The organism is Pseudomonas sp. SJZ077 (genome assembly GCF_007993905.1).
GTDB lineage: Bacteria > Pseudomonadota > Gammaproteobacteria > Pseudomonadales > Pseudomonadaceae > Aquipseudomonas > Aquipseudomonas mandelii.
Window position 1 is genome coordinate 248,159 of sequence record NZ_VIUJ01000003.1, and the last position, 17,954, is coordinate 266,112.

Sequence of the window (17,954 nt, forward strand, 5' to 3'; positions counted from 1 at the left end):
CGATGGCGTGGCGTAACAGCTGCATCGCGTCAGGGTTCTTCGCGGCCAGAACTATCTTCCTGCCACACCTGAAGTATTTGATATTCAAGAACAGAAACTTATTCCAAATAAAGCTAATGAACTGTCATTTATGACAGTACCTTTCGAAAGCTCCCGTCGTTAACGTTAATACCGCAGAAGGAATGACACTTTTGTCTTCCACTCTTAATTTGACCGAAGGGAGCTTTATTCATGGCCACACAAAAATCTCAAAAGGACTCAGGTACTTTTAATGCAACAATCAGTGTTGACCCTCACTTTAGTGCGGCCGAAGTTAAACTTCACAAGTTTGCGGGGGAAAAACCTGCTGGATATATCCGCGGGACAAAAAACACGCTTTCAATTTTTATCGGATTTCCGACTGGAATCGTCGACAATCAAAAAGTAACAAAAAAATACCCAGATGATTTCAACGAGAACGATCCTAAGTGGGTTCTCTTTGACGGTACGAACAGCCACCATGTTAAAACCGGTTCGATAACAGTGACGTTCACTGAAGGCATGACAAAGGCCAAAGGTGAATTTGAGTTCATCACAGATGATTCATCGCCGCGGACAGTTACCGGCGAGTTTGACGTACAACAAAGCTGATCCGTTACAGCGACGGCACTGATCAGGCTCCTACTTCCAAGCCCGATCAGTGCCCCCATTACCGACCGACGTCTTACAAATTCCCCAAACCATCAATCAGTGCCTGGTTCTGTTCCGGCGTGCCGATGGAAATCCGCAGGAACTGGGCAATCCTCTCTTGCTTGAAGTGCCGGACGATCACGCCTTGCTCGCGCAATTTCGCCGCCAGCCCGGCCGCGTCGTGCTTTGGATGACGGGCAAAAATGAAGTTCGCCGCCGACGGCAGCACTTCAAAGCCCTTCGCTTCAAGTTGCGCAACCACCCACTCACGATGCTCGATGACCAACCGGCACGTCTTGTCGAAGTACTCGCGATCCTCGAACGCCGCCGCCGCCCCGACATTTGCCAGGCGATCCAGCGGATAGGAGTTGAAGCTGTTCTTGATCCGCTCCAGCGCCTCGATCAAATCCGGATGCCCCACCGCCAGGCCCACCCGCAGGCCGGCCAGCGAGCGGGATTTGGACAAGGTCTGAGTCACCAGCAGGTTCGGATAACGGTCCACCAGGCTGATCGCCGTCTCGCCACCGAAGTCGATGTAGGCCTCATCCACCACAACCACCGAATCCGGGCTGGCCTTGAGGATTTGCTCAACCGCGTCCAGTGCCAGCAGGCAACCGGTCGGTGCGTTCGGGTTCGGGAAGATGATCCCGCCGTTTGGCCGGGCGTAGTCCGCCGGGTTGATCTGGAACTGCTCGTCCAGCGGCACCGCGTCGAACTGGATGCCATACAACCCGCAGTAGACCGGATAGAAGCTGTAGCTGATGTCCGGGAACAGCACTGCTTTGTCGTGTTGCAGCAAGCCGTGGAAGATGTGCGCCAGGACTTCATCGGAACCGTTGCCGAGGAACACCTGGTTGGTCTGCACGCCGTAATACGTAGCCACGGCGCTTTTCAGCAGATCGCTGTTCGGGTCCGGGTACAGACGCAGGTTGTCGTTGAGTTCGGTCTGCATCGCCGCCAGCGCTTTTGGCGATGGGCCGTAAGGATTTTCGTTGGTGTTGAGCTTCACCAGTTTCGCCAGTTTCGGCTGCTCGCCCGGCACGTAAGGCACCAGATCCTTGACGAACGGGCTCCAGAATTTACTCATGTTCAGTTCCCCTTTTGCTCATCAACGATGCGGTATTCGGCGCTGCGGGCGTGGGCAGTCAGCGACTCGCCACGGGCCAGCACGGAAGCGGTCTTGCCCAGTTCGGACGCACCCTGCTCGGAGCAGAAGATGATCGACGAGCGTTTCTGGAAGTCGTACACACCCAGCGGCGAAGAGAACCGCGCGGTGCCGGACGTCGGCAACACGTGGTTCGGGCCTGCGCAGTAATCGCCCAGGGCTTCGGAGGTGTGACGGCCCATGAAGATCGCGCCGGCGTGACGGATCAGCGGCAGCCAGGCTTGCGGATCGGCGACCGACAACTCCAGGTGTTCCGGCGCAATGCGGTTGGCCACTTCGATGGCCTGCTCCATGTCGCGAACCTTGATCAACGCACCACGGCCATTGATCGAGGTTTCGATGATCTGGGCGCGCTCCATGGTCGGCAGCAGTTTGGCGATGCTGGCCGCGACCTTGTCGAGGAACTCTGCGTCCGGGCTGACCAGAATCGCCTGGGCGTCTTCGTCGTGCTCGGCCTGGGAGAACAGGTCCATGGCGATCCAGTCCGGATCGGTATGGCCATCGCACACCACGAGGATTTCCGACGGACCGGCGATCATGTCGATGCCGACCTGGCCGAACACATGGCGCTTGGCGGTGGCGACATAGATATTGCCCGGGCCAACCACCTTGTCGACCTTCGGCACGCTTTCGGTACCGTAAGCCAATGCGGCAACCGCTTGCGCACCGCCGATAGTGAAAACGCGGTCAACACCGGCGATGCACGCCGCCGCCAGCACCAGTTCGTTGATTTCACCGCGCGGCGTCGGCACCACCATGACCACTTCGGTCACGCCGGCGACCTTGGCCGGAATTGCATTCATCAACACGGAGGATGGGTACGACGCCTTGCCGCCCGGGACGTACAGACCGGCGCGATCCAGTGGCGTGACCTTCTGGCCCAGCACCGTGCCATCAGCTTCGGTGTAGGTCCAGGAATCCTGTTTCTGTTTTTCGTGGTAGCTGCGCACGCGGGCCGCGGCTTTTTCCAGCGCTTCACGCTGAGGCACGGTGATGCGGGTCAGGGCCAGTTCCAGGCGTTCGCGCGGCAGGATCAGATCCGCCATGGACGCAACGTCCAGGCCGTCGAACTGCCGGGTGAAGTCCACCAGCGCTGCGTCGCCACGCTCGCGCACGGCTTTGATGATGTCCAGCACTCGCTGATTGACCGAGTCGTCAGACACACTTTCCCAGCTCAGCAGATGATCCAGATGATGCGCGAAATCCGGGTCAGCAGCATTGAGTCGGCGAATTGCAGTCGGTGCGGTCATAGCGAGAGCCTCATAGGAATGGCAAAAACTCAGGCGCCCTAACTTAGCAGTCGTTTCCGCTTGGGCACCTGAGAATTCTGGCTATGAGGCGGATAGACGGGCGCGACTTAACGTCGCGCAGGTGAATCAGCCGCGGTGTCGAGACTCCACTGCCTTGCGCAGGGTGTCGATCAACGCCTGGATACGGGCGTGCTGCATTTTCATCGACGCTTTGTTGACGATCAGCCGGGAGCTGATGTCAGCGATGAAATCCTGGGGTTCCAGGCCATTGGCACGCAAGGTGTTACCGGTGTCGACCACGTCGATAATCTTGTCCGCCAGACCGATCAGCGGCGCCAGCTCCATCGAGCCGTAGAGCTTGATGATGTCGACCTGACGGCCCTGCTCGGCGTAGTAACGCTTGGCAACGTTGACGAACTTGGTCGCCACCCGCAGGCGGCCCTTGGGTTCGACATCACCGACACGGCCGGCGGTCATCAGCTTGCAGAGGGCAATTCGCAAGTCCAGCGGTTCGTACAGACCCTGGCCACCATATTCCATCAGCACATCTTTACCGGCGACGCCCAGGTCCGCGGCACCATGCTCGACGTAGGTCGGCACATCGGTGGCGCGCACGATCAGCAGGCGCACGTCGGCCTGGGTCGTGGGGATAATCAACTTGCGGCTCTTGTCCGGATTCTCGGTCGGCACGATGCCCGCTTCAGCCAGAAGCGGCAGGGTGTCGTCAAGGATGCGGCCCTTGGACAGTGCGATGGTCAACATGGGAAACGTCAGTCCTTATCAGGCTACTGATGCCCGGTCGCAAACGGCGCCGGACACACATCGAGCCAGAAACTGGCTCGACTTGAAACAAATTCAACGGGCGCGTCCCTGCGCCCATGCAGCAGAAACTAGCCTGGTACGCGGCGAATCTTGGCGCCGAGCATCTGCAGTTTCTCTTCGATGCACTCGTAACCACGGTCGATGTGGTAGATGCGGTCGATCAGGGTGTCGCCTTCGGCGATCAGTGCCGAGATTACCAGGCTGGCCGAAGCACGCAGGTCGGTGGCCATCACTGGCGCGCCTTTCAGCTTTTCGGTACCGGTGACGATGGCCGTGTTGCCTTCGACCTGGATCTTGGCGCCCATGCGGTGCAGCTCGTAAACGTGCATGAAGCGGTTTTCGAAGATCGTCTCGATCACGGCGCCCGTGCCTTCGGCAATGGCGTTGAGGGAGATGAACTGCGCCTGCATGTCGGTCGGGAACGCCGGGTACGGAGCGGTCCGCACGTTGACGGCTTTTGGCCGCTTGCCGTGCATGTTCAGCTCGATCCAGTCTTCGCCGCAGGTGATTTCCGCGCCCGATTCCTTGAGTTTCTCAAGAACCGCTTCGAGGATGGTCGGATCAGTGTCCTTGACCTTCACGCGACCGCCGGTGACGGCTGCCGCCACCAGGTAGGTGCCGGTTTCAATACGGTCAGGCATCACTTTGTAGGTGGTCGGGTGCAGACGCTCAACGCCATCGATGGTGATGGTGTCGGTGCCGGCGCCAGTGATCTTGGCACCCATGGCAATCAGGAAGTTCGCCAGGTCGATGACTTCAGGTTCGCGAGCGGCGTTCTGCAACACGCTGCGGCCCTTGGCCAGGGCGGCGGCCATCATGATGTTTTCGGTACCGGTCACGCTGACGGTGTCGAAGAAGAAGTGCGCACCGCGCAAGCCGCCTTCTGGCGCCTTGGCCTTGATGTAGCCGCCTTCGACGTCGATGACCGCGCCCATGGCTTCGAGACCACGGATGTGCAGGTCAACCGGACGCGAACCAATGGCGCAACCGCCAGGCAGGGCGACTTCGGCTTCACCGAAACGGGCAACCATCGGGCCCAGCACCAGGATCGATGCGCGCATGGTTTTCACCAGCTCATACGGTGCGATCAGGGTCTTGATGGTGCGCGGGTCGATTTCGACGCTGAGCTTCTCGTCGATCACCGGCTCAATGCCCATGCGGCCGAACAGCTCGATCATGGTGGTGATGTCGTGCAGGTGCGGCAGGTTGGCAACCGTTACCGGGCCATCGCACAGCAGGGTTGCAGCCAGGATCGGCAGGGCAGAGTTCTTCGCCCCGGAGATGCGGATTTCGCCATCAAGACGAACGCCGCCAGTAATAATCAATTTATCCATAAGAATCTCGACGCCCTTGGGCTCAGGTGCGCTCGGCCCAGGCCGCGCTGCTGAAAAATTTCATAGTGACCGCATGGATGCTGCCATCGGTGATCCATGGGTTCAAATGGGCATAGATCTGCTGCTGACGCTTCACCGGGCTTAACGCCGCCAGTTCATCGCTAATCACGTTCAGCTGGAAATTGCAGCCTTCGCCCTCAACTTCTACCAACGTTCCGGGCAGCTTTCCTTCAAGGAAGCTCTTCACTTCTACGGCCTGCATGCTCAACCTCAATCGGCGCCCTGTGCGCGCGGGTCGGACATCATACAAAAAAGCCCCTCGCCTGCGAACCCCGCGAAGCAGGACTCTGACGGGGGGCTTCTTTATAGATGCTGGTTAGGGATGCGCCAACAGCTCGGTCAATTCGCTGACCTGAGCGATTTCACGCATGTCTTCTGGCATTCCGCGGATGCTCAGCGCCTTGCCGGCCGCCTCTGCATCGCGCATGAAGCACAGCAGCAGGGACAAGCCTACGCTGCTGGACTTCAACACTGCCGAACAATCAACCACCAGTTCGGCGGCCTTGCTGGACTTGATCAACGCCTGCCCCTGCTTGCGCAGACCAGGGCCGGTGCGGTAATCCAGCATGCCGCTCAGTCGCAGCTCGCCGGTTTCGCTCATGCGAATGGCCGACACACTCATTGGGCAGACTTCTCGGAGGCGTCTGCGGTTTTATCCTTGGCCTTGGCGACTTCCCCGGCCCAACCGTTGATGGTCTTGTCCAGGTCATTGCCATTGCGCTGCATCGCATCGGCGAACTGATCGCGGAACAGCTTGCCGATATTGATGCCGTTGATGATCACGTTGCGCAGTTTCCACTCGCCGTTGATCTTCTCGAGTGTGTAAGACACAGGATAGATCGAGCCGTTGGAACCTTTGACCGTCATGGCAACGCTGGTACGGTCTCCGGACTCATCCTTGGCAGGGTCGACGGTGATGCCCTGATTGTTGTACTCGAGCAAGGCGTTGCCATAGAACTGGAACAGACCTCTCTTGAAGTTTTCTTCAAAGGTCTTCATCTGCGCCGGCGTTGCTTTGCGCGAGTATTTGACCGTCATGATGCTTTTGGAAATGCCCTCGGCATCCACGACCGGCCCGACGATGGTGTTCAGCGCCGTGTAAAAGTCTTGTGGGTCCTGCTTGTACTTCTCTTTGTTGGCCGACAGGTCTGCAAGCAACCGAGTCGTGGTGTCCTGCACGATTTCGTGCGCTGAGGGCGCTGCCACGGCGTTAGCCATCAACGGCAGGGCCGCGAGTAATACCAACAGGCCACGTCGCAAGGTAGAGATCATTCAAAAGCTCCTCATTTGGCGTCTTTGCTAACGGTATTGAGCAGGAATTTACCGATCAGGTCCTCGAGCACCAGCGATGACTGGGTGTCGTGGATGGTTCCACCATCCTTGAGCAAGCCTTCTTCGCCGCCCACGCTGATGCCGATGTACTTCTCGCCCAACAGGCCAGCGGTCAGGATAGATGCAGTGGAGTCGGTCGGCAGGTTATCTACGCGCTTTTCCAGCTGCATCGTCACTCGACCGGTGAAACTGTCGCGGTCCAGATCGATCGCCGTGACCTTGCCGATGGTCACACCGGCCATGGTCACTTTAGCTCTGACCGTCAAACCGGCGATATTGTCGAAATATGCATAAAGTTTATAAGTATCGGTGGTGGCACTTGGGGACAGGCCACTGACCCGCAACGCTAGCAACAGCAAAGCCAGGATGCCAGCCAGCAAGAAAAGGCCGACACCGATTTCCAGGGTGCGGTTTTGCATCAGAAATCTCCAAACATCAAGGCGGTCAAAATAAAGTCCAGGCCGAGCACAGCCAAAGAGGCGTACACCACGGTCTTGGTAGTGGCACGACTGATCCCCTCGGAAGTGGGCTCGCAGTCATAGCCTTGGAATACGGCGATCCAGGTCACGACGAAGGCAAAGACGATGCTCTTGATGATGCCGTTGAGCACATCATCGGTGAACGTCACGCTGTTCTGCATGTTGGACCAGTAGGAACCTTCATAGACACCCAGCCAGTCGACAGCCACCCACGAACCGCCCCAGATACCCACCACGCTGAAAATCATCGCCAGCACTGGCAGGGAAATGAAGCCGGCCCACAGACGCGGGGCAATGATGTATTTGAGCGGGTCGACGCCAATCATTTCCAGACTGGACAACTGTTCGGTGGACTTCATGTTGCCGATTTCGGCGGTCAGCGCCGAACCTGCACGCCCGGCGAACAGCAGTGCCGTGACCACGGGGCCGAGTTCGCGCAACAGCGTCAGCGCAACCATCTGCCCCACCGCCTGCTCCGAACCGTAGCTGGACAGGATGTTGAAGCCTTGCAGCGCCAGCACCATGCCGATGAACACCCCGGAGACCACAATGATCACCAGGGACATCACGCCCACCGAATGCAGTTGCTTGATCAGCAGGCCAAAGCCGCCGCCGATACCACCGCGACCGAGCAAGGCATGAAACAGGAAAATCGCCGAACGGCCGAACACCGCCAGCACATCGATGCCGGAATGGCCGAACCGACGCACGCGTTCCAATAGTGAAATCTTGCGCATCAACGCTTCCCCAGAAGATCTGCGCGGTAATCCGTCGCTGGAAAGTGGTATGCGACCGGACCGTCGGGATCGCCGGTCATGAATTGACGAATCCGCGGTTCCTGCGAGTTCATCAGCTCCTCGGGAGTGCCCTGCCCCAACACCTGGCCGTCGCCCACCACATAGATGTAGTCGGCGATGCTGGCGGTCTCGGCCAGATCATGGGAGACCACGATACTGGTGATGCCCAACGCATCGTTGAGCAAGCGGATCAGGCGCACCAACACGCCCATGGCGATAGGGTCCTGGCCGACAAAGGGTTCGTCATACATGAGGATCTGCGGATCGAGGGCAATCGCCCGCGCCAGCGCGACACGGCGCTTCATGCCACCGGACAGTTCGTCGGGCATCAGCTCGATGGCACCACGCAACCCCACGGCCTGCAATTTGAGCAGGACGATGTCACGGATCATTTCTTCCGGCAGCTCGGTATGAACGCGCAGCGGAAAGGCGACGTTCTCGAACACGTCGAGGTCGGTAAACAGCGCGCCGCTCTGGAACAGCACACCCATATGCTTGCGCGCATCGAACAGATCGCTGCGCGACAGCTTTGGCAGGTTCTGGCCATTGACCCAGACTTCGCCCTTGGTGGGCCGCAACTGTGCACCCATCAACCGCAACAGCGTGGTCTTGCCACACCCGGAAGGCCCCATGATGCCGGTGACCTTGCCGCGCGGGATACGGATATCGACGTTATTGAAAATGCTGCGCGCACCGCGCTTGAAGGACAGTCCCTTCAGCTCGACCGCGTAGGCGTTATCGGCACTCATCTAAACTCCTTGCGATGCAGCCTCACACTCGGACGCCTGTCTTTCTGACGAAAGCACATACCTCCGCGGGCAGGCCGAACTGGCGGCGAACTATATCACTGCAAAGGCCAAGCGCCCAAGGCCCACGCCGGCCCATGTTCAGCAACTTGACAGGCAAATAGCCTTGTTCAGAAGGGATTCAGTAACAGGGAATGACAAAGCGTGACGAACTTGCGTGAGGGTTTTGATCATTACCGCTATAATCGCCGCCTTTTCATCAGGCTATACGATTTCTGACATGAGCCAATCCAGCGACCTGATTCAATCTGCACAACGCACCATCCGCCTCGAACTGGAAGCCGTACAAGGCTTGCTGCCCCATATCGACGCAGATTTTGTACGCGCTTGCGAGATGATTCTGGACAGCAAAGGCCGCGTGGTCGTGGTCGGCATGGGCAAATCGGGGCACATCGGCAACAAGATCGCCGCCACCCTGGCCAGCACCGGCACCACGGCCTTTTTCGTGCACCCGGCCGAAGCCAGCCACGGCGACATGGGCATGATCACCCGCGACGACATCATCCTCGCGCTGTCGAACTCCGGTTCCACCAATGAAATCGTCACCCTGCTGCCCCTGATCAAGCGTCTGGGCATCAAATTGATCAGCGTGACCGGCAACCCTGACTCGCCGCTGGCCAAGGCCGCCGAGGTCAACCTCAACGTTCACGTAGAGCACGAAGCCTGCCCGCTGAACCTGGCACCGACCTCGTCGACCACCGCCGCGCTGGTCATGGGCGATGCCCTGGCCGTTGCGCTGCTGGAAGCCCGGGGCTTTACCGCTGAAGACTTCGCCTTTTCCCATCCAGGCGGCGCGCTGGGTCGACGCCTGCTGCTGAAAGTCGAAAACGTCATGCACGCCGGCCAGGAGTTGCCGCAGGTTCAGCGCGGTACGCTGCTCAAGGATGCGCTGATGGAAATGACCCGCAAGGGCCTGGGCATGACCGTGATCCTGGAAGCCGATGGCAAACTGGCCGGGATCTTCACCGACGGTGACTTGCGCCGCACACTGGACCGCAGCATCGACATCCACAGCGCCACCATCGATCAGGTCATGACCGCGCACGGCAAGACTGCTCGCGCCGAGATGCTCGCCGCCGAAGCCCTGAAAATCATGGAAGACCACAAGATCAACGCACTGGTCGTGGTCGACAGCGAAGACCGCCCGGTCGGCGCCTTGAACATGCACGACTTGCTGCGTGCGGGAGTAATGTAATGAGCACGGACCTGCTGCAACGCGGCAAACAGATCAAACTCGCGGTATTCGACGTCGACGGCGTGCTGACCGACGGGCGCCTGTACTTTCTCGAAGACGGCAGCGAATTCAAGACGTTCAACACCCTCGACGGTCAAGGCATCAAGATGTTGATGGCAGCCGGCGTGCAGACCGCTATCATCAGCGGCCGCAAGACCCCGGTGGTCGAACGGCGGGCGAAGAACCTGGGCATTCCACACCTTTACCAGGGTCGTGAAGACAAACTGGTGGTGCTCGACGAACTTCTTGCCCAACTCAACCTAAGCTATGAACAGGTCGCCTACCTGGGCGACGACTTGCCGGACCTGCCGGTGATTCGCCGCGTGGGTCTGGGCATGGCCGTAGCAAACGCTGCCAGCTTCGTGCGTGAACACGCCCATGGCATCACCCTGGCCCGTGGTGGCGAGGGTGCCGCTCGCGAATTCTGTGAATTGATCCTGCGCGCCCAGGGCCGCCTCGATGCGGCCAACGCCGCGTACCTGTGAGCCCATTATGCTGAGCAAAAAGATTCGTAACATCCTGGTATTCGGCTGCATCGCGGCGCTGTTCGCCGCGGTCGGCTACTGGAACATCAGCCCGGAACGCTTCCTCGACAAGCCGGTGGTCACGGTCGATGAAAGCGCAATCGACTATTACGCCCTCAACGCCCACAGCGTTCAGTACCTGCCGGACGGCAAACTGCAATACGAAATGACGTCCGACAAGGTCGAACACCTGAAAGCGAGCGAGGTGACGTTGCTGACCAACCCTGACCTGAACATGTTTCGCGGTACGCAGTTTCCGTGGCACGTCCAGAGTGAGCGCGGCGAAGTCAACCCGGACGGCACTCAGGTCGAGCTGATCGACTCGGTGCGCATCACCCGTTTCGACGAGAAAAACCGCCGAACCCTGATTACCACCACCCGAATGACGGTGTTCCCGCAGCAGCAATATGCGCAGACCGATCAACCCGTTAGAATCGACGGCGCTGGCGGTGTATCGACAGGCAACGGAATGAAAGCGTATTTGAAAGAAAGCAGGATACACCTGCTATCGAACGTAAGAGGACAGTATGAGGCTCGTTAAAACTCTCCCTATTTTGCTCAGTCTGGGCGCAGCACTGGGAAGCGTGAGCGCCTGGGCTCTGCCGAACGATCAAGAGCAGCCTATCCGCATTCAGGCCGACGACGCCCAACTGGACGACAAGAATGGCGTTGCCACCTATAAAGGTGACGTGATCATCACTCAGGGCTCGATGAAGGTCACCGGTAATACCGTGACCATCACCCGTACCCCGGCTGGCGACATCGACGTGGTGACCTCGGTGGGCAACCTCGCCTACTTCGAGCAGATGCAGACGGCCGGCGACACCAAGCCTGTTCAGGGCTGGGGCGTGACCATCCAGTACCACGCCTCGCAAAACCGCGTCGTGCTGATCGACAAGGCAAAAGTCGTCGACAAGGACAACAACGTCACCCAGGGCGAGAAAATCGTCTACGACACCCAGAAAAAGCTTGCGAGCGCCGGGCGTGCTACGGGTAGCAAGGTTACCGAGTCGCGTCCGCGCATCGACATGGTGATCCAGCCCAAGCCGAAAAACGACGCGAAAAAGGCTCCTTAATGGCAACTCTGAAAGCTCAGCATCTGGCCAAGAGCTACAAGAGCCGCCAGGTCGTGCGTGACGTCAGCCTGTCCATCGACAGCGGTCAAATCGTCGGCCTGCTAGGCCCTAACGGCGCCGGCAAGACCACCTGTTTCTACATGATCGTCGGCCTGGTGCAGGCCGATCAGGGTCGCGTGCTGATCGACGACCTGGACGTCAGCCACCAGCCAATGCACGGTCGTGCGAAGGCCGGTATCGGCTATCTTCCGCAAGAAGCGTCGATCTTCCGCAAACTCTCGGTCGCCGATAACATCATGGCCATCCTCGAGACCCGCAAGGAACTCGACAAGGCCGAGCGTCGCAAGGAACTGGAAAGCCTGCTGCAGGAATTCCACATCAGCCACATCCGCGACAACCTAGGCATGAGCCTGTCCGGTGGTGAACGTCGTCGGGTGGAAATCGCCCGGGCACTGGCCACCAACCCGAAATTCATCCTCCTCGACGAACCATTCGCCGGCGTGGACCCGATTTCGGTGGGCGACATCAAGCAGATCATCTACCACCTCAAGGCCAAAGGCATTGGCGTGCTGATCACTGACCACAACGTCCGTGAAACCCTGGATATCTGCGAAACCGCCTACATCGTCAACGATGGTCAACTGATCGCTGAAGGTGACTCCGCCACCATCCTGGCCAACGAACTGGTCAAGGAAGTGTATCTGGGCCATGAATTCCGCCTTTAAGCAGTAAGGTGTCTGGCTGATTGTCCGAGCGCTCGTCTCGATAAAAAATCAATACTTTTTTATTGTTACAGCGCTCTAGGCAAACGCTGCAGTTTCGGGCATATAATTTGCTTATGTTTGGCGCTCCGGCGCCCTGTAGTGGATGGCGCATGTGCGCCGGCGAATAAGGTGTTAAGCCCCTGCCATGAAACCATCGCTAGTCTTGAGAATGGGCCAGCAGCTGACGATGACACCGCAGCTGCAACAGGCCATCCGCCTGCTCCAATTGTCGACCCTGGACCTGCAACAGGAAATCCAGGAGGCCCTGGAGTCCAATCCGATGCTCGAACGCCAGGAAGAAGGCGACGACTTCGATAACGCCGACCCCTTGGCCGACAAAGCCGAACAGCTCCCCAACGCCGACATTTCGGAACCCTCCTACCAGGAAACCGCCCCGACGGTGGATAACCTCGAGGAAGGCGACTGGAACGAGCGCATTCCCAACGAGCTTCCCGTTGATACCGCGTGGGAAGACGTCTACCAGACCAGTGCCAGCAGCTTGCCGAGCAACGATGACGACGAGTGGGATTTCACCACCCGCACATCGGCCGGTGAAAGCCTGCAAAGCCATTTGTTGTGGCAACTGAACCTGGCACCGATGTCCGACACCGATCGTCTGATCGCCGTGACCCTGATCGACTGCATCAACAATCAGGGCTACCTGGACGAAACCCTCGAGGAAATTCTCGAGGCCTTCGATCCGGAACTGGACATCGAACTGGACGAAATCGAAGCCGTCCTGCACCGCATCCAGCAATTCGAACCGGCCGGCATTGGCGCCCGCAACCTGGGCGAATGCCTGCTGCTGCAATTGCGCCAACTGCCAGCCAAGACGCCTTGGCTGGCCGAAGCGAAACGCCTGGTCACCGACTACATCGACCTGCTCGGCAGCCGCGATTACAGCCAGCTCATGCGTCGCATGAAGCTCAAGGAAGATGAACTGCGCCAGGTCATCGAGCTGGTGCAGAGCCTCAACCCGCGACCGGGCTCGCAGATCGAGTCCAGTGAAGCCGAATATGTTGTCCCTGACGTGATCGTGCGCAAGGACAATGAGCGCTGGCTGGTCGAGCTGAACCAGGAATCGGTGCCACGGCTGCGGGTCAACGCCCAATACGCCGGTTTTGTGCGCCGCGCCGACACCAGCGCCGACAACACCTTCATGCGCAATCAGTTGCAAGAGGCCCGCTGGTTCATCAAGAGCCTGCAAAGCCGCAACGAAACCCTGATGAAAGTAGCCACTCAGATCGTCGAGCATCAGCGCGGCTTTCTTGAATACGGCGACGAAGCGATGAAGCCGCTGGTCCTGCATGACATCGCCGAAGCGGTGGGGATGCACGAGTCGACGATTTCACGGGTCACCACGCAAAAATTCATGCATACCCCTCGGGGCATATATGAACTGAAATACTTTTTCTCCAGCCACGTCAGCACCTCCGAAGGCGGTGAATGCTCGTCCACAGCGATCCGCGCGATCATCAAAAAACTGGTTGCCGCGGAAAATCAGAAAAAGCCGTTGAGTGACAGCAAGATCGCTGGTTTACTGGAGGCACAAGGCATTCAGGTGGCTCGCCGCACCGTCGCCAAGTACCGCGAGTCCCTCGGGATCGCGCCTTCGAGCGAACGCAAGCGGTTGATGTAGAGCCACGCCACAGCGTTCCAGTGGCAGGCATTTCTGCCTGCCGCTTTATGCACTGGCAACGAAGGAGAAGCTGTATGCAAGTCAACATCAGTGGACACCAACTGGAAGTGACCGAACCTCTTCGCACCTACATCGGCGAAAAACTCGAACGATTAGAGAGGCATTTCGACAAGATCACCAACGTGCAGGTCACGATGACGGTCGAAAAGCTCAAGCAGAAAATCGAAGCCACGCTGCATATTCCCGGCAATGAAGTGGTCGCAAACGCGGAGCATACCGATATGTACGCGGCGATCGACGCACTGACCGACAAGCTGGATAAACAACTCAAAAAGCATAAGGAAAAGACCCAAAGCCTCCTTCAGGGCGCGACCGGTCGTTAACACTCCCAACCCATGATCCGACTTGAAAGCATCCTGACCCCCGGCCGTTCCCTCGTGAATGTGCCGGGCGGCAGTAAAAAGAAAGCCCTCGAGCAAATTGCCAACCTTATCCACAAAGAAGTGCCGGATCTGGAGATGCAAGATGTCTTCGAGGCTCTGATTGCCCGTGAAAAACTCGGCTCAACCGGTTTTGGCAACGGCATCGCCATTCCCCACTGCCGCCTGAAGGGCTGCACCTTGCCCATCAGCGCCCTGATGCACCTTGATGCACCCATTGATTTCGACGCCATCGACGGCGCCCCGGTCGACCTGCTGTTCGTTCTGCTGGTCCCGGAAGCCGCTACCGATGCGCACCTGGAGTTACTGCGCCAGATCGCCAGCATGCTCGACCGCAAGGAAGTGCGCGAAAAACTGCGCAGCGCCCCGAGCAATGAAGCCTTGTATCAGGTTGTCCTGGACGAGCAAAACGGTCATTAACCATGCGCTTGATCATCGTCAGTGGCCGATCCGGCTCAGGTAAAAGTACCGCACTCGATGTTCTCGAGGACAACGGCTACTACTGCATCGACAACCTGCCCGCCGGATTGCTGCCGGAACTGGCCGAGCGCGCGCTGATTCATACCGAGCTGGCACAACCGCTGGTCGCGGTATCCATCGATGCTCGCAACCTGCCGAGTCACCTGTCGCGGTTTCCGGAATTGCTTGAAGAAGTCCGCAGCCGGCATATCAAGTGTGATGTGCTATACCTGGACGCCGACGAAGAAACGTTGCTCAAACGCTTCTCGGAAACCCGCCGCCGCCACCCACTGAGTACTGCCCACCGTTCGTTGGCGGAGGCGATTCAGGACGAAACCAGTTTGCTGGGGCCGATCGCCGATCTGGCGGACCTCAAGGTGAACACCACCAACCTGAACCTGTATCAGCTGCGCGATACCATCAAGCTGCGTCTGCTGAACCAGCCAGATAGCGGCACTGCGTTCCTGGTGGAATCTTTCGGGTTCAAGCGGGGCATGCCGGTTGATGCAGACCTGGTGTTCGACGTGCGCTGCCTGCCCAACCCTTACTGGAAGCCGGAATTGCGCGACCAATCCGGGCTTGATCAACCGGTGGCCGAATACCTGGCGGCACAACCGGACGTCGAAGAGATGTTCCAGGACATCTCCACCTACCTGCTCAAGTGGTTGCCTCGCTTTGCCGCCAGCAACCGCGCTTATGTCACCATTGCCATTGGCTGCACCGGCGGGCATCACCGCTCCGTCTACCTGACCGAACGTCTGGGCCAGGTCCTGCAACAATCCCTGAAGAACGTCCAGGTTCGCCACCGCGACCTCAGCTAAAGGATTCACATCGCGATGCCTGCTCGGGAAATTGAAATCATCAACAAGCTGGGCCTTCATGCCCGCGCTTCGGCAAAATTCGTTGGCGTTGCGGGTCGGTTCCCGGGTTGCACCATCAGAGTAGGTCGTACGCCAGAATCCGCGGTCGATGGCAAAAGCATCATGGCCATGATGATGCTCGCCGCCGGCAAGGGCACCAAAATCCATCTGAGCACTGAAGGCGAGCAGGAACAGGAAGCGATGGATGCGCTGGTCGAACTGATCAATAACTACTTCGACGAAGGCGGTTGAACATTCGCCTAAGCGAGCGCCGTATCCATCACCATCATCAAACAAAACCCGATCAACAACCCAAGACTCGCCAGCTTGTCGTGACCATTGCGCCGCGACTCGGGAATCACTTCATGGGTGACCACCAGCAACATCGCCCCCGCCGCCAACGCCAACCCTAACGGCAACAGCAATTCGGCCAGGCTCACCAGCCAGGCGCACAACAGTGCAAAGACCGGCTCCACCAGACCTGATGCCGCACCGATCAGGAAAGCTTTGACCCGCGACATCCCCGCCCCTGCCAGTACCAGCGCAATCACCAACCCTTCCGGCACATCCTGCAACGCAATGCCCATGGCCAGGCTGTCAGCATCCGGCATCCCACCACCGGCCGAAACCCCGACTGCCATGCCTTCGGGGATGTTATGGGCAATGATGGCAAATACAAACAACCAGATCCGTGGCGGGATGACCGGGCGCTCCAGGGCTCCAACGAGCATTTCCGGCGAGGCGCCCGACACTTTACGGTCCACCAGAAACAGCCCGAACGCGCCAAGCATGATGCCGAAGCTGATAAGGCCACTGGCCGCCCAGGGTGTCAGCCCCTGGCTTTCAGCAGCCGAGATCCCCGGAACGATCAGCGAAAACGCCGTCGCCGCGAGCATCACTCCGGCACCAAAACCGAGCAACGTATCGCTGACCGCCTGCGGCATGCGGCGAATCACCAGCACCGGAACCGCGCCCAACGCAGTGCCCAGGGCACAAATCGCCCCGCCCTGCAGTGCACGCAGCAGCTTGGGTTCGAGATCGAGCCACGCCAGCCCGTGCGCGACCAACAACGACATGCCCGCCAGCAGCAACAGCGATCCCAACGCGTAACGAAACATTCGTCCGCTGCCAAACGCCAGTGTTTCAGTGCCCATAGTCAGCCTTGGATTGTTTTTATAGAGGACTTAAACCAGCGCAGCCTGATAACGCGTAGCGACTTCAGGCCAATTGATCACGTTGTAGAACGCATTGATGTATTCCGGACGACGGTTCTGATATTGCAGGTAGTAAGCGTGCTCCCACACATCCAGGCCAAGGATCGGCGTATTGCCATTCATCAACGGGCTGTCCTGGTTGCCGCTACTTTCCACTATCAGGGTCTTTTGCGGCGTGACGCTGAGCCAGGCCCAGCCACTGCCAAAGCGGGTCAGCGCAGCTTTGGTGAAGGCATCCTTGAAACTGTCCAGGCCACCCAGTTGCTCATCAATCGCCTTGGCCAACGCACCTTCGGGTTTGCCGCCACCGTGAGGCGCCATCACTTCCCAGAACAGCGAATGGTTGGCGTGGCCGCCGCCCTGATTGATCACCGCCGCGCGGAGCTTTTCCGGCAGCTGCCGGACGCTGGCGACCAGTTTTTCCACCGACCACTCGGCAAATTCGGTGCCTTCGACCGCGGCGTTGAGATTATTGATGTAGGTCTGGTGGTGCTTGGTGTAATGGATCTCCATGGTCTTCGCATCGATATGCGGTTCCAGGGCATCGTAAGCGTAAGGCAGGGCAGGCAAGGTAAAAGCCATTTCAATGGACTCCATGGTGTAGAGGCGCAGGCGATGCGGTATCGGTGTGCAGCAAACGGTGGGTGCGCGGATATTCGCCGTGGTCGCTGATGAAATTCAGCAGCTCGACATAGGTTTTGCTGCTTTGGTGCTTTGCGGCTTCACGCAGTGCCGGGGGCAGGCGCGGGTCCTGCAGGGTTTGCAACAACCGCTGATGGATCGCGCACAAATATTCGGCGCTCTCCTCCGGCTGGTTCAGACGCAAATGCAGATCCGCCAGGTTGTGATGGGAAATCACGCAGGCCGCCACCGCTTCGTCGGCATCCGCCCAGCGCTCGAACAACACCTGGGCCAAGGCAAGTGCCTGCAAGTAAGCCTCGCGGGCATCGACCAATTCGCCCAGCATGAAATGGCGATTGGCCCTTTCGATCGTGCGTTTCCAGTGCTCCATGGTGAGCCTCCAAAGCGG

24 protein-coding genes are annotated in these 17,954 nt (G+C 58.7%); 11 read left to right on the forward strand and 13 right to left on the reverse strand.

The window, feature by feature from the left end; genetic code table 11:
* Positions 1 to 231 precede the first annotated feature (231 nt).
* Positions 232 to 630 (forward strand): hypothetical protein, encoded by a 399-nt coding sequence (locus FBY01_RS08100; protein WP_083375013.1) that lies wholly within the window; start codon positions 232 to 234, stop codon positions 628 to 630.
* Positions 631 to 703: 73 nt separating this feature from the next.
* Here the strand turns inward: FBY01_RS08100 and hisC are convergent, their stop codons facing one another.
* The 10 genes from hisC to FBY01_RS08150 all read right to left on the reverse strand — a co-directional run bounded on the left by hisC (position 704) and on the right by FBY01_RS08150 (position 8,657).
* Positions 704 to 1,756, reverse strand: a complete 1,053-nt coding sequence (gene hisC, locus FBY01_RS08105) for a histidinol-phosphate transaminase (RefSeq protein ID WP_145306958.1) — start codon at positions 1,754 to 1,756, stop codon at positions 704 to 706.
* A 2-nt stretch (positions 1,757 to 1,758) separates the two neighbouring features.
* Positions 1,759 to 3,084, reverse strand: coding sequence for a histidinol dehydrogenase (hisD, locus tag FBY01_RS08110; RefSeq protein ID WP_077747426.1), 1,326 nt, complete (start codon positions 3,082 to 3,084; stop codon positions 1,759 to 1,761).
* Positions 3,085 to 3,210: 126 nt separating this feature from the next.
* Positions 3,211 to 3,846 (reverse strand): ATP phosphoribosyltransferase, encoded by a 636-nt coding sequence (gene hisG / locus FBY01_RS08115; protein WP_007901570.1) that lies wholly within the window; start codon positions 3,844 to 3,846, stop codon positions 3,211 to 3,213.
* Between the two features lie 128 nt (positions 3,847 to 3,974).
* Positions 3,975 to 5,240 carry a UDP-N-acetylglucosamine 1-carboxyvinyltransferase gene (murA, locus tag FBY01_RS08120; protein WP_010463300.1) on the reverse strand — a complete coding sequence of 422 codons (1,266 nt, stop codon included), beginning with the start codon at positions 5,238 to 5,240 and terminating at the stop codon, positions 3,975 to 3,977.
* A 22-nt stretch (positions 5,241 to 5,262) separates the two neighbouring features.
* Positions 5,263 to 5,502: a BolA family protein gene (locus FBY01_RS08125; protein WP_007912386.1), complete on the reverse strand. Its 240-nt coding sequence runs from the start codon at positions 5,500 to 5,502 to the stop codon at positions 5,263 to 5,265.
* Between the two features lie 114 nt (positions 5,503 to 5,616).
* Positions 5,617 to 5,922: a lipid asymmetry maintenance protein MlaB gene (locus tag FBY01_RS08130; RefSeq protein WP_010463303.1), complete on the reverse strand. Its 306-nt coding sequence runs from the start codon at positions 5,920 to 5,922 to the stop codon at positions 5,617 to 5,619.
* Positions 5,919 to 6,572, reverse strand: coding sequence for a phospholipid-binding protein MlaC (locus FBY01_RS08135; protein WP_010463306.1), 654 nt, complete (start codon positions 6,570 to 6,572; stop codon positions 5,919 to 5,921). Before FBY01_RS08135 ends, FBY01_RS08130 begins: the two co-directional genes overlap by 4 nt.
* Positions 6,573 to 6,583: 11 nt before the next feature.
* On the reverse strand, positions 6,584 to 7,051 hold the full coding sequence (gene mlaD / locus FBY01_RS08140) for an outer membrane lipid asymmetry maintenance protein MlaD (RefSeq protein WP_010463308.1): 468 nt from the start codon (positions 7,049 to 7,051) through the stop codon (positions 6,584 to 6,586).
* Positions 7,051 to 7,848, reverse strand: a complete 798-nt coding sequence (gene mlaE / locus FBY01_RS08145) for a lipid asymmetry maintenance ABC transporter permease subunit MlaE (RefSeq protein ID WP_145306960.1) — start codon at positions 7,846 to 7,848, stop codon at positions 7,051 to 7,053. Before mlaE ends, mlaD begins: the two co-directional genes overlap by 1 nt.
* Entirely contained in the window at positions 7,848 to 8,657 is an 810-nt protein-coding gene (locus tag FBY01_RS08150) for an ATP-binding cassette domain-containing protein (RefSeq protein WP_010463312.1), read from the reverse strand. The genes mlaE and FBY01_RS08150 overlap by 1 nt, the downstream gene beginning before the upstream one ends.
* Positions 8,658 to 8,934: 277 nt before the next feature.
* Here FBY01_RS08150 and FBY01_RS08155 point away from each other — a divergent pair, with 277 nt between their 5' ends.
* The 10 genes from FBY01_RS08155 (at position 8,935) to FBY01_RS08200 (ending at position 15,962) form a co-directional block, all read left to right on the forward strand.
* Positions 8,935 to 9,909: a KpsF/GutQ family sugar-phosphate isomerase gene (locus tag FBY01_RS08155; protein ID WP_010463314.1), complete on the forward strand. Its 975-nt coding sequence runs from the start codon at positions 8,935 to 8,937 to the stop codon at positions 9,907 to 9,909.
* Complete coding sequence (locus tag FBY01_RS08160; protein WP_007941249.1) at positions 9,909 to 10,433, forward strand: HAD family hydrolase; 525 nt, start codon at positions 9,909 to 9,911, stop codon at positions 10,431 to 10,433. Before FBY01_RS08155 ends, FBY01_RS08160 begins: the two co-directional genes overlap by 1 nt.
* Positions 10,434 to 10,440: 7 nt before the next feature.
* Complete coding sequence (gene lptC, locus FBY01_RS08165) at positions 10,441 to 11,013, forward strand: LPS export ABC transporter periplasmic protein LptC (protein WP_010463318.1); 573 nt, start codon at positions 10,441 to 10,443, stop codon at positions 11,011 to 11,013.
* Complete coding sequence (gene lptA, locus FBY01_RS08170; RefSeq protein WP_042932376.1) at positions 11,000 to 11,548, forward strand: lipopolysaccharide transport periplasmic protein LptA; 549 nt, start codon at positions 11,000 to 11,002, stop codon at positions 11,546 to 11,548. The genes lptC and lptA overlap by 14 nt, the downstream gene beginning before the upstream one ends.
* Positions 11,548 to 12,273 (forward strand): LPS export ABC transporter ATP-binding protein, encoded by a 726-nt coding sequence (gene lptB, locus FBY01_RS08175; protein WP_010463322.1) that lies wholly within the window; start codon positions 11,548 to 11,550, stop codon positions 12,271 to 12,273. Before lptA ends, lptB begins: the two co-directional genes overlap by 1 nt.
* A gap of 184 nt (positions 12,274 to 12,457) precedes the next feature.
* Positions 12,458 to 13,951 carry an RNA polymerase factor sigma-54 gene (locus tag FBY01_RS08180; protein ID WP_010463324.1) on the forward strand — a complete coding sequence of 498 codons (1,494 nt, stop codon included), beginning with the start codon at positions 12,458 to 12,460 and terminating at the stop codon, positions 13,949 to 13,951.
* A 74-nt stretch (positions 13,952 to 14,025) separates the two neighbouring features.
* Positions 14,026 to 14,334: a ribosome hibernation-promoting factor, HPF/YfiA family gene (hpf, locus tag FBY01_RS08185; protein ID WP_007941242.1), complete on the forward strand. Its 309-nt coding sequence runs from the start codon at positions 14,026 to 14,028 to the stop codon at positions 14,332 to 14,334.
* Positions 14,335 to 14,346: 12 nt separating this feature from the next.
* Entirely contained in the window at positions 14,347 to 14,811 is a 465-nt protein-coding gene (gene ptsN / locus FBY01_RS08190) for a PTS IIA-like nitrogen regulatory protein PtsN (protein ID WP_010463330.1), read from the forward strand.
* Positions 14,812 to 14,813: 2 nt separating this feature from the next.
* Positions 14,814 to 15,671: an RNase adapter RapZ gene (gene rapZ, locus FBY01_RS08195; protein ID WP_145306962.1), complete on the forward strand. Its 858-nt coding sequence runs from the start codon at positions 14,814 to 14,816 to the stop codon at positions 15,669 to 15,671.
* A 15-nt stretch (positions 15,672 to 15,686) separates the two neighbouring features.
* Positions 15,687 to 15,962 (forward strand): HPr family phosphocarrier protein, encoded by a 276-nt coding sequence (locus tag FBY01_RS08200; RefSeq protein WP_145306964.1) that lies wholly within the window; start codon positions 15,687 to 15,689, stop codon positions 15,960 to 15,962.
* Positions 15,963 to 15,970: 8 nt separating this feature from the next.
* On the opposite strand, the gene FBY01_RS08205 is transcribed toward FBY01_RS08200, so the two are convergent.
* The 3 genes from FBY01_RS08205 to FBY01_RS08215 are packed head-to-tail and all read right to left on the reverse strand — an operon-like array spanning position 15,971 to position 17,936.
* On the reverse strand, positions 15,971 to 16,864 hold the full coding sequence (locus FBY01_RS08205; protein ID WP_145306966.1) for a ZIP family metal transporter: 894 nt from the start codon (positions 16,862 to 16,864) through the stop codon (positions 15,971 to 15,973).
* 30 nt (positions 16,865 to 16,894) lie between these two features.
* Positions 16,895 to 17,506: a superoxide dismutase gene (locus FBY01_RS08210; RefSeq protein WP_145306968.1), complete on the reverse strand. Its 612-nt coding sequence runs from the start codon at positions 17,504 to 17,506 to the stop codon at positions 16,895 to 16,897.
* 1 nt (position 17,507) lies between these two features.
* The gene (locus tag FBY01_RS08215) at positions 17,508 to 17,936 is read right to left on the reverse strand and encodes a hypothetical protein (RefSeq protein WP_145306970.1); all 429 of its coding nucleotides are present in this window, start codon (positions 17,934 to 17,936) and stop codon (positions 17,508 to 17,510) included.
* Positions 17,937 to 17,954 lie beyond the last annotated feature (18 nt).

Bases quoted from the DNA above. Each gene is read 5' to 3' on its own strand.
- hisG (WP_007901570.1), bottom strand. From the start codon at position 3,846: ATGTTGACCATCGCACTGTCCAAGGGCCGCATCCTTGACGACACCCTG.
- ptsN (WP_010463330.1), top strand. From the start codon at position 14,347: ATGATCCGACTTGAAAGCATCCTGACCCCCGGCCGTTCCCTCGTGAAT.
- lptC (WP_010463318.1), top strand. From the start codon at position 10,441: ATGCTGAGCAAAAAGATTCGTAACATCCTGGTATTCGGCTGCATCGCG.
- hisD (WP_077747426.1), bottom strand. From the start codon at position 3,084: ATGACCGCACCGACTGCAATTCGCCGACTCAATGCTGCTGACCCGGAT.
- lptB (WP_010463322.1), top strand. From the start codon at position 11,548: ATGGCAACTCTGAAAGCTCAGCATCTGGCCAAGAGCTACAAGAGCCGC.
- hisC (WP_145306958.1), bottom strand. From the start codon at position 1,756: ATGAGTAAATTCTGGAGCCCGTTCGTCAAGGATCTGGTGCCTTACGTG.
- FBY01_RS08100 (WP_083375013.1), top strand. From the start codon at position 232: ATGGCCACACAAAAATCTCAAAAGGACTCAGGTACTTTTAATGCAACA.
- FBY01_RS08125 (WP_007912386.1), bottom strand. From the start codon at position 5,502: ATGCAGGCCGTAGAAGTGAAGAGCTTCCTTGAAGGAAAGCTGCCCGGA.
- murA (WP_010463300.1), bottom strand. From the start codon at position 5,240: ATGGATAAATTGATTATTACTGGCGGCGTTCGTCTTGATGGCGAAATC.
- mlaE (WP_145306960.1), bottom strand. From the start codon at position 7,848: ATGCGCAAGATTTCACTATTGGAACGCGTGCGTCGGTTCGGCCATTCC.
- FBY01_RS08150 (WP_010463312.1), bottom strand. From the start codon at position 8,657: ATGAGTGCCGATAACGCCTACGCGGTCGAGCTGAAGGGACTGTCCTTC.
- FBY01_RS08160 (WP_007941249.1), top strand. From the start codon at position 9,909: ATGAGCACGGACCTGCTGCAACGCGGCAAACAGATCAAACTCGCGGTA.
- FBY01_RS08215 (WP_145306970.1), bottom strand. From the start codon at position 17,936: ATGGAGCACTGGAAACGCACGATCGAAAGGGCCAATCGCCATTTCATG.
- hpf (WP_007941242.1), top strand. From the start codon at position 14,026: ATGCAAGTCAACATCAGTGGACACCAACTGGAAGTGACCGAACCTCTT.
- FBY01_RS08200 (WP_145306964.1), top strand. From the start codon at position 15,687: ATGCCTGCTCGGGAAATTGAAATCATCAACAAGCTGGGCCTTCATGCC.
- mlaD (WP_010463308.1), bottom strand. From the start codon at position 7,051: ATGCAAAACCGCACCCTGGAAATCGGTGTCGGCCTTTTCTTGCTGGCT.
- FBY01_RS08180 (WP_010463324.1), top strand. From the start codon at position 12,458: ATGAAACCATCGCTAGTCTTGAGAATGGGCCAGCAGCTGACGATGACA.
- rapZ (WP_145306962.1), top strand. From the start codon at position 14,814: ATGCGCTTGATCATCGTCAGTGGCCGATCCGGCTCAGGTAAAAGTACC.
- FBY01_RS08130 (WP_010463303.1), bottom strand. From the start codon at position 5,922: ATGAGTGTGTCGGCCATTCGCATGAGCGAAACCGGCGAGCTGCGACTG.
- FBY01_RS08135 (WP_010463306.1), bottom strand. From the start codon at position 6,572: ATGATCTCTACCTTGCGACGTGGCCTGTTGGTATTACTCGCGGCCCTG.
- FBY01_RS08155 (WP_010463314.1), top strand. From the start codon at position 8,935: ATGAGCCAATCCAGCGACCTGATTCAATCTGCACAACGCACCATCCGC.
- FBY01_RS08205 (WP_145306966.1), bottom strand. From the start codon at position 16,864: ATGGGCACTGAAACACTGGCGTTTGGCAGCGGACGAATGTTTCGTTAC.
- lptA (WP_042932376.1), top strand. From the start codon at position 11,000: ATGAGGCTCGTTAAAACTCTCCCTATTTTGCTCAGTCTGGGCGCAGCA.
- FBY01_RS08210 (WP_145306968.1), bottom strand. From the start codon at position 17,506: ATGGCTTTTACCTTGCCTGCCCTGCCTTACGCTTACGATGCCCTGGAA.